This is a genomic window from Enterobacter sp. HG048, from assembly GCF_024702055.1.
Taxonomy (GTDB): domain Bacteria; phylum Pseudomonadota; class Gammaproteobacteria; order Enterobacterales; family Enterobacteriaceae; genus Enterobacter; species Enterobacter dykesii.
This window is the reverse complement of the sequence record NZ_JANLIZ010000031.1, coordinates 1-8,369: the sequence shown is the minus strand read 5'-3', so window position 1 is coordinate 8,369 and position 8,369 is coordinate 1. Positions and strand designations below refer to the sequence as shown.

The window sequence follows — 8,369 nt, the reverse complement described above, 5'->3', positions numbered from 1 at the left end:
ATGCCACCCTGCTGCACATGGACCAGGGCGTAGCGCTCGGCCGCGTGCTGCCGATGGTGATGCTCGGCGGTCTGACGGCAATCATCATCTCCGGCTGCCTGAACCAGCTCGGTAAACGCTTCCCGCACCTGACCGGTGAAGGCCAGCTGATGCCTAACCGCGCGAATGCCGATGCTACGGTCTCTCAGCCTGTGTTTTCCGGCAAAGCGGACGTCACCACTATCGCCTCCGGCGCGCTGCTGGCGGTGCTGCTCTACATGCTGGGCATGCTCGGCCACAAGCTGATTGGCCTGCCTGCACCAGTTGGCATGCTGTTTATGGCGGTCCTGGTGAAGCTCTGCAACGGCGCCTCTCCGCGCCTGCTGGAAGGCTCTCAGGTGGTGTACAAATTCTTCCAGACCTCAGTGACCTACCCAATCCTCTTCGCCGTCGGCGTGGCCATCACCCCGTGGCATGAACTGGTGGCAGCGTTCACCGTCAGCAACCTGCTGGTGATTGTCAGCACCGTTTCCGCACTGGTGGCAACCGGCTTCTTCGTCGGCAAAAAGATTGGTATGCACCCGATTGATGTCGCCATCGTCTCCTGCTGCCAGAGCGGCCAGGGCGGTACCGGCGACGTGGCGATCCTGACCGCAGGCAACCGCATGAGCCTGATGCCGTTCGCCCAGATTGCTACCCGTATCGGCGGAGCGATTAACGTCTCTGTCTCACTGCTGATTCTGGGCAACTTCCTCGTTTAAGTTTTCAGGAAAGAACAATGAAACTCGCAAGCTTTTTATACCAGGGAAAACGCAGCTACGGCATCGTACAGGCCGACGGCGTGATTGATTTAGGCCGCCGTCTCGGCGACCGCTACAGCGACCTTAAGGCGCTGCTGCAGGGCAACGGGCTGGCGCAGGCCACCCGCTACCTGAACGATGCCGTGGACGTGCCGATGAGCGCCATCACCTTCTTACCGGTGATCGAGCAGCCGGAAAAGATCCTCTGCGTGGGCATGAACTATGCCGACAAGCGCAAGGAGTTTGACCAGCATAACCCGGCCCCGACGCTGTTTGTCCGCTTCCCGGATTCACAGACCGGCCACAACGAGCCGGTGCTGAAGCCGCGCCACTCCAGCGAATTCGACTATGAAGGCGAGCTGGCGGTGATCATCGGCAAAGGGGGGGAGAACATCAGCCGCGATGACGCCCTGCGCCACGTGGCGGGCTACAGCTGCTACATGGACGGCTCCGCCCGCGACTGGCAGCACACCTGGTTTACCGCCGGTAAAAACTGGCGCAAAACCGGCGCGTTTGGGCCGTGGATGGCAACGGCGGATGAGATCCCGGATCCGCACCAGCTTGCGATCCGCACCTGGCTGAACGGCCGCATGGTGCAGGAAGACAACACCAGCAGCATGATCCACAAGGTTGCGGAGCTGATCGAGTACATCAGCACCTTCACCCGCCTCAGCCCGGGCGATGTGATCATCACCGGCTCCCCTGGCGGCGTGGGTAAAAAGCGCAATCCGCCGCTGTTTATGAAAGAGGGGGATCGCATTGAGGTGGAGATCGAGCATATCGGTCATCTCAGCAACGTGATCGTGGAAGCGCCAGCCGTCGGGCTTGCGGCAGCACACTGAGTAAGGCGGCATGAACAGTCAACCCATCGATTTTCGCCACACCGTCGTGGCGAAACACCCGGAACGCTTAAGCCAGATCCGTTACCTGCTGGCAGACAGCGGCCTTGGCCTGGACAACGACATCACGCTGTTTGTCGAAGCCTGGTCCGGCTCGCAGCTGGTGGGTTGCGCAGGGCTTGCTGCCAACGTCATCAAGTGCGTGGCGGTTAACGAGCAGCTTCGCGGCGAGAACCTCAGCGCGCGGCTGCTGGCAGAGGTGGAAAATGCGGCGCTGGAGTGCGGCCATTTTCACCTCTTCCTCTGCACCCGTCCGTGCAACCGGGAGCGCTTTGCCCGCAGCGGATTCTGGCCGATTGCCCAGAGCGGGAACAACGCCGTGCTGATGGAGAACACCCCGCAGGGGATCGAGCGCTACTGCCGTTCTCTGCGCGCGAAGCGCAAGTGCGGGGAGAACATTGGCGCGATAGTGATGAACGCCAATCCGTTCACCCTCGGCCATCGCCATCTGGTGGAGCAGGCGGCGGCGCAGTGCGACGCCCTGCACCTGTTCGTGGTGCGTGAAGACGCGTCGTTCTTCCCGTTCAGCGCGCGCCTCGAGATGGTGCGCGCGGGCGTGGCGCATCTGCCGAACGTCGTGGTGCATGAGGGCTCGCAGTACATCATCTCCCGCGCCACCTTCCCGGCCTACTTCCTGAAGGAGACCGGCAGGGTGCAGCAGGCGTGGAGCGAAATCGACGTGCTGATCTTCCGGGACTTTATCGCCCCGGCGCTCGGCATCACGCACCGCTTCATCGGCTCGGAGCCGTTCTGCGATATCACCCGCCAGTACAACCAGACGCTGCACGACCTGCTGGCCTCGCATATTGAGGTGGTGGAAATGCCGCGCATCAAGGCCACCGGCAACGCCATATCGGCGTCGGAAGTGCGTCGCTTACTGAAGACACAGCAGTTTTCCCGGATCCGGGAGATTGTCCCGGACTCCACCTTCGCGCATCTCGAAACGCATTACCGTGCGAGTGCGGAAGTCGCTTAACTACCAGGAATTTATCATGAAAATTGTAAGGGAGGCGCTGGCCGGAACGCAGGAGTCCAGCGACCTGATGGTGAAAATCGCTCCCGCTCACGGCGAGCTGGAGATAGTCATCCACAGTGAAGTGATTAAGCAGTTTGGCGAGCAGATTCGCCAGGTGGTCAACGACACGTTGCGCGCCATGAACGTGCACCAGGGATTAATCATTATTGAAGACAAAGGGGCGCTGGATTGTGTGATCCGCGCCCGCCTGCAAAGCGCGCTGATGCGTGCCGCCGATGAACAGGCCATCAACTGGGGGGCGCTGAAATGAGCAAACTCCGCCGCAGTATGCTGTTCCTGCCGGGCGCTAACGCCGCCATGCTCTCCACCGCATTTATCTACCGTCCTGACTCCATCATGTTTGATCTTGAGGACGCCGTTGCCCTGCGCGAGAAGGATACCGCGCGCATGCTGGTGTTCCACGCCCTGCAGCACCCGATGTATCAGGATATCGAAACCGTGGTGCGCATTAACCCGCTCAGCACGCCGTTTGGCCTGCTGGATCTGGAGGCCGCCGTGCGGGCCGGCGTGGACGTGATCCGCCTGCCGAAAACCGACACGCCGGACGATATCTACGAGCTGGAAGGCCACCTCGAACGCATTGAGCAGGCGTGCGGCCGCGAGGTCGGCTCCACCCGGGTGATGGCGGCGATTGAGTCGGCCATTGGCGTCATCAACGCCGTGGCGATTGCCCGCAGCTCTGTGCGCCTCATCGGGATTGCGCTGGCCGCCTTTGACTACGTGATGGACATGCAGACCGAGCGCGGCGACGGCACCGAGCTGTTCTACGCCCGCTGCGCCGTGCTGCACGCCGCCCGCGCGGCGGGTATCGACGCCTTCGACGTGGTGTGGTCAGACGTTAACGACGAGGCCGGGTTCCTGCGCGAGGTCGATCTGATCCGCAAGATGGGCTTTAACGGCAAATCGCTGATTAACCCACGCCAGATTGACCTGCTGCACAACGCCTACGCCCCGACTCAGGAAGAGGTGGATCACGCCAAAAGGGTGATTGAGGCTGCAGAAGAGGGCGAGCGTAACGGCCTGGGCGTGGTGTCGCTTAACGGCAAAATGGTAGATGCACCGATTATTAACCATGCGCAGGTGGTGCTGGAGCGCGCGGCGGCCTCCGGCGTGCGTCGGTAAGGATGAGACAATGAATCAGACTGAACTTCTTCACGTGAATTTTCCCCATCTGCGGGACTTAAAACCCTTTGATACCGCCCACAGCGCTACGCCGTGGCTGGCGGACAGCGACGCGAAGCACAGCCGCAAGCTCTGCGCCTCTGTGGAAGAGGCGGTTAAGCGCTGCGGCCTGCAGGACGGGATGACCATCTCCTTCCACCATGCGTTTCGCGAAGGCGACCGGGTGATCAACACCGTTGTGGCGCTGCTGGCGCGCATGGGCTTCAAAAACCTGACGCTGGCCTCCAGCTCGCTGATGACCTGCAACGACGCGCTGATCGAGCATATTGAAAGCGGCGTCATCACCCGGATTTACACCTCGGGCATGCGCGGCAGGCTGGCGGACGCCATCTCCCACGGGCTGATGGACGAGCCGGTGCAAATCCACTCCCACGGCGGGCGCGTGAAGCTGCTCCAGGACGGCGAGCTGAATATCGACGTGGCGTTTCTCGGCGTGCCGTGCAGCGATGAGTTTGGCAACGCCAACGGGACACACGGTAAATCGTGCTGCGGCTCCCTCGGCTACGCCATGGTGGACGCGCACTTTGCCCGTAAGGTGGTGTTGCTGACTGAAGAACTGGTGCCGTTCCCCAATATGCCCGCCAGCCTGGTGCAGGACCAGGTGGACTACATCGTGCAGGTTGAAAGCGTGGGCGACCCGGCGAAAATCAGCGTCGGCGCGGCGCGCGTCACCAGCAACCCGCGCGAGCTGATGATCGCCCGCTATGCGGCGGACGTCATTGAACACTCCGGCTACTTCAAACCGGGCTTCTCGATGCAGACCGGCTCCGGCGCGGCGGCGACCGCCTGCACGCGCTTTATGGAAGAGAAGATGGAGCGCAGCGGCGTGAAGGCGCGCTTTGCGCTCGGCGGCATCACCGGTAGCCTGGTGGATCTGCACGAAAAGGGGCTCATCGAAAAGCTGCTCGATACCCAGTGCTTTGACGGCCAGGCGGCGGCTTCGCTGGCACGTAACCCGAACCACGTGGAGATCTCCACCAACGTTTACGCCAACCCTGGCAGCAAGGCGGCAAGCTGCGACCAGCTTGACGTGGTGATCCTCAGCGCGCTGGAAATCGACGTTGATTTCAACGTCAACGTTATCACCGGCTCCGACGGCGTGATGCGCGGCGCGTCCGGCGGACACTGCGACGTGGCCGCCGCGGCAAACCTGACCATCGTCGTAGCGCCGCTGCTGCGCAGCCGCATTCCAACGGTCGTGAAGCGTGTCACCACGCGCCTCACGCCGGGCGAAAGCATCGACGTGCTGGTTACCGACCACGGCATTGCGGTCAACCCGGCGCGGCCGGAGATCCGCGAGCGCCTGCTGGAAGCCGGGCTCAAAGTTGTGGATATCAGCGCGCTTTACGAGCGGGCGATTTCCCTGACCGGCGTACCGAAACCGATTGAATTTACCGACAAAATCGTCGGGGTGATCCGCTACCGCGACGGCAGCGTGATCGACACCGTGCGACAGGTAAAGGAGTAGTTATGACAATAGCGACACCCGTGCGGGCGGGTGTCAGCCTTGACGAACTGCTGGCGGCGAAAGATCGCCGCGCGGCGCGACAGGCTGACATGCTTACGCACTATCAACAACCGGTGATTTCCCTCACGCTGGTCACGCCAGGGGAAATCAAAGACAGCCTGCGCTATCGCAATACCATGGGCGTGGCGCTGCAGATGTGCGACCAGCTGCTGTGGGAAAACCGCTGGCCGGTGCTGGACCGCCAGGTGCTGTGGCTCCCGACCGGGCCAGAAGCCCTGTGGTGCGTGGCCCATCCCGCGGTGGAAATCAAAGCGCACTGCGCGGAGCTGGAGCAGACGCACCCGCTCGGCAGGCTGTGGGATCTGGACGTGATCTGTCCTCAGCACGGCCACGTCGGGCGTCAGTCGCTGGGGGCGAATCTCAGACGCTGCCTGATCTGCGACGAACCCGCTCATGCCTGTTCCCGTTCGCGCAATCACCCCCTTGAGCAGGTGGTTTCCCGCGTGGAGAAGACGATCGATGACTGGTTTGCTCGCGACTAAACCGCGCCCGGTTGATGTGCCCGCGCTTGCCGAAGCGGCGCTGTGGCAGGAGCTGGAGCTGACGCCCAAGCCGGGGCTGGTGGACAAGCTCAATAACGGTTCCCATCGCGATATGAACCACGCGCTGTTCGTCCGCAGCATTGCGGCGATTACGCCGTGGTTTTCGCGCTTTGCTGAACTGGGTAACGCACATGCAGATAAACCCGCTGACGCACAGCTTCGCATTATCCGCCCGATGGGGATGGCCTGTGAACAGGCGATGTACGCCGCAACGAACGGAGTGAACACCCACAAGGGCGGGATTTTTGCCCTAGGTTTACTGTGCTTCACCGCCGGGCGTGTGAAAAATATCTCCGCAGACAGCCTCTGTTGTGAGGTGAGTAACATCTGCAGCGGGCTGGTGTCGCGTGAGCTGGCCGCCCGCGGCGGACAGGCGACGGCGGGCGAGCGGCAGTTTCATCTGTACGGCTTAACCGGCGCGCGCGGCGAGGCGGAAAGCGGCTTTGCGACGGCGCGTAAGGCGCTGGCGCAGTGGAACGGACAGTCGCTTCACGGCCTGCTGTTGCGCCTGATGGCGGTCAATCAGGACAGTAATCTCGTGTCGCGAGGCGGCATTGAAGGGCTGCGCTACGTTCAGGGCTATGCGCGGGAATTACTGGCTAACGGCTGGGATCGCGAGGCGCTGCTTAAGATGGATAAAGCATTGATTGAGCGTAATCTGAGCCCGGGCGGCAGCGCGGATTTGCTGTCGGTGGGGTGGGTGCTGTCGAAATTACCCCTCTCCTGAAAGGAGAGGGGATCGTCATTAATGTGCGACTGGCTGTGCACCATTCGGCACGCGTACATGCTTGTACTTGAACAGCGCGATGAACGCGAAGAACAGCACCAGCGAGTATGCGGCGAAGATCAGCCACACAGGCTGCCAGTTGGTAATGCCATTGGTGGTGTACATCTCAACGACTTTACCGCTTACCACGCCGCCCAGAATACAGCCGAAGCCGTTGGTCATCATCAGGAACATACCCTGCGCGCTGGCGCGGATTTCAGGCTTCACCTCTTTTTCCACAAACACCGAACCAGAGATATTGAAGAAGTCGAAGGCGCAGCCGTAAACGATCATCGACAGCACCAGCAGCACGGTACCGAACGGGCTTGGGTCGCCGTAGGCGAACAGACCGAAGCGCAACATCCACGCCGCGATACTGATCAGCATGACATTTTTGATGCCGTAGCGGCTCAGGAAGAACGGGATGGTCAGGATGAACAGCGTCTCAGAGATCTGAGAGATGGACATCATCACCGACGCATGTTCAACGATAAAGCTGCCGGAGAACAGCGGGTTGTTATCGAAGCTGTGCAGGAAGGTGTTGCCGAACATGTTGGTGATCTGCAGCTCTGCTCCCAGCAGCATGGAGAAGATAAAGAAGATCGCCATGCGTTTGTTTTTAAACAGCGCGAAGGCGTCCAGGCCGAGCATGGTGCTCCAGCTCTGGTTTTTCTGCTGGTTAGAAACCGGAATGGTTGGCAGCGTCAGGGTGAAGATCGCCAGCACCACGGAGAGTGCCGCACCGATATAGAGCTGCATATGGCTCAGTTCGAAGCCTGCGAAGCTCACGCCCCACATCGCCATGATAAAGCCGATGGTGCCCCAGATACGGATTGGCGGGAAATCGGTCACGATATCCATATCCGCAGACTTCAGGCGATAGTAGGAGATGGTGTTGATCAGGCCAAGCGTTGGCATATAGGCCAGCGAGTTAAGCAGGATCACCATGAACATCGCCCCTGGCGTGGTCACCTGGGCTGCCATACACAGCGTCCCCGCGCCCACCAGATGGCAAAGCATGTACAGCCATTTCGCACTCAACCATTTATCCGCCACGATGCCCAGCAGCGTTGGCATGAAGACAGCCGCAATACCGAGCGAGCTGTATACGGCACCGATTGACGCACCATCGAACTTGAGCGTCACAAACATATAGGAGCCGAGTGTAGTCAGCCAGCTACCCCACAGGCAGAACTGCAGAAACGACAAAATTTTAAGCTGCAGCTTAAGGTTCATGTTACTTTCCTCACAAGTGAGCGGGAGATATGTTGTTTTGGGAACATTCAGGGTTGTTATTTGATGCAATTCTATCAGTTGGCAACAATATGTTTTGTTACCTCCCGCAAAAAAATGCAATCCACATTAATTTGCAGTTTGGATTGTGATGCAAATAACATTTTCGTATGGGTGTTCACGTTCCCTCTCCCTTTTGGGGAGAGGGTTAGGGTGAGGGGTGTTTTTTAGCGGCGACGATAGTTCTTCTGCGCCGTATTCACCTTATACAGATAGCGGCGGGATTCCGCAGACGGGTGGCGGGTGGTGAGGGTAGAGTAGACATCCCCCGGCGCCATGCTGTTGATGATGTTCGCGGCCTGCACTTTGTCATTTGAGAAGACGCGAAGCACGCTGCCCGCACC

The 8,369-nt window shown here is 60.3% G+C and carries 9 protein-coding genes and 1 pseudogene; 8 read left to right on the top strand and 2 right to left on the bottom strand.

Annotated elements, in window-relative coordinates:
• The 8 genes from NUX24_RS21490 to citG all read left to right on the top strand — a co-directional run.
• Positions 1–740: 2-hydroxycarboxylate transporter family protein (locus tag NUX24_RS21490; protein WP_257834047.1), on the top strand; the 740-nt coding region annotated here is incomplete at its 5' end.
• A 17-nt stretch (positions 741–757) separates the two neighbouring features.
• On the top strand, positions 758–1,621 hold the full coding sequence (locus NUX24_RS21485; RefSeq protein ID WP_021242089.1) for a fumarylacetoacetate hydrolase family protein: 864 nt from the start codon (positions 758–760) through the stop codon (positions 1,619–1,621).
• A 10-nt stretch (positions 1,622–1,631) separates the two neighbouring features.
• The gene (citC, locus tag NUX24_RS21480; RefSeq protein ID WP_257834044.1) at positions 1,632–2,654 is read left to right on the top strand and encodes a [citrate (pro-3S)-lyase] ligase; all 1,023 of its coding nucleotides are present in this window, start codon (positions 1,632–1,634) and stop codon (positions 2,652–2,654) included.
• Positions 2,655–2,670: 16 nt separating this feature from the next.
• The gene (citD, locus tag NUX24_RS21475) at positions 2,671–2,964 is read left to right on the top strand and encodes a citrate lyase acyl carrier protein (RefSeq protein ID WP_008499773.1); all 294 of its coding nucleotides are present in this window, start codon (positions 2,671–2,673) and stop codon (positions 2,962–2,964) included.
• A complete protein-coding gene (gene citE, locus NUX24_RS21470; protein ID WP_194401890.1) occupies positions 2,961–3,836 on the top strand; it encodes a citrate (pro-3S)-lyase subunit beta in 876 nt (291 codons plus the stop codon). The genes citD and citE overlap by 4 nt, the downstream gene beginning before the upstream one ends.
• 10 nt (positions 3,837–3,846) lie before the next feature.
• A complete protein-coding gene (gene citF, locus NUX24_RS21465) occupies positions 3,847–5,364 on the top strand; it encodes a citrate lyase subunit alpha (RefSeq protein ID WP_126785797.1) in 1,518 nt (505 codons plus the stop codon).
• Between the two features lie 2 nt (positions 5,365–5,366).
• A complete protein-coding gene (gene citX / locus NUX24_RS21460) occupies positions 5,367–5,906 on the top strand; it encodes a citrate lyase holo-[acyl-carrier protein] synthase (protein WP_257834037.1) in 540 nt (179 codons plus the stop codon).
• Complete coding sequence (citG, locus tag NUX24_RS21455) at positions 5,884–6,693, top strand: triphosphoribosyl-dephospho-CoA synthase CitG (protein WP_257834035.1); 810 nt, start codon at positions 5,884–5,886, stop codon at positions 6,691–6,693. Before citX ends, citG begins: the two co-directional genes overlap by 23 nt.
• Before the next feature lie 18 nt (positions 6,694–6,711).
• Here the strand turns inward: citG and NUX24_RS21450 are convergent, their stop codons facing one another.
• Entirely contained in the window at positions 6,712–7,968 is a 1,257-nt protein-coding gene (locus NUX24_RS21450) for a nucleoside permease (protein ID WP_257834033.1), read from the bottom strand.
• 224 nt (positions 7,969–8,192) lie between these two features.
• Positions 8,193–8,369, bottom strand: a pseudogene (mltC, locus tag NUX24_RS21445) (membrane-bound lytic murein transglycosylase MltC); the annotation flags it as partial.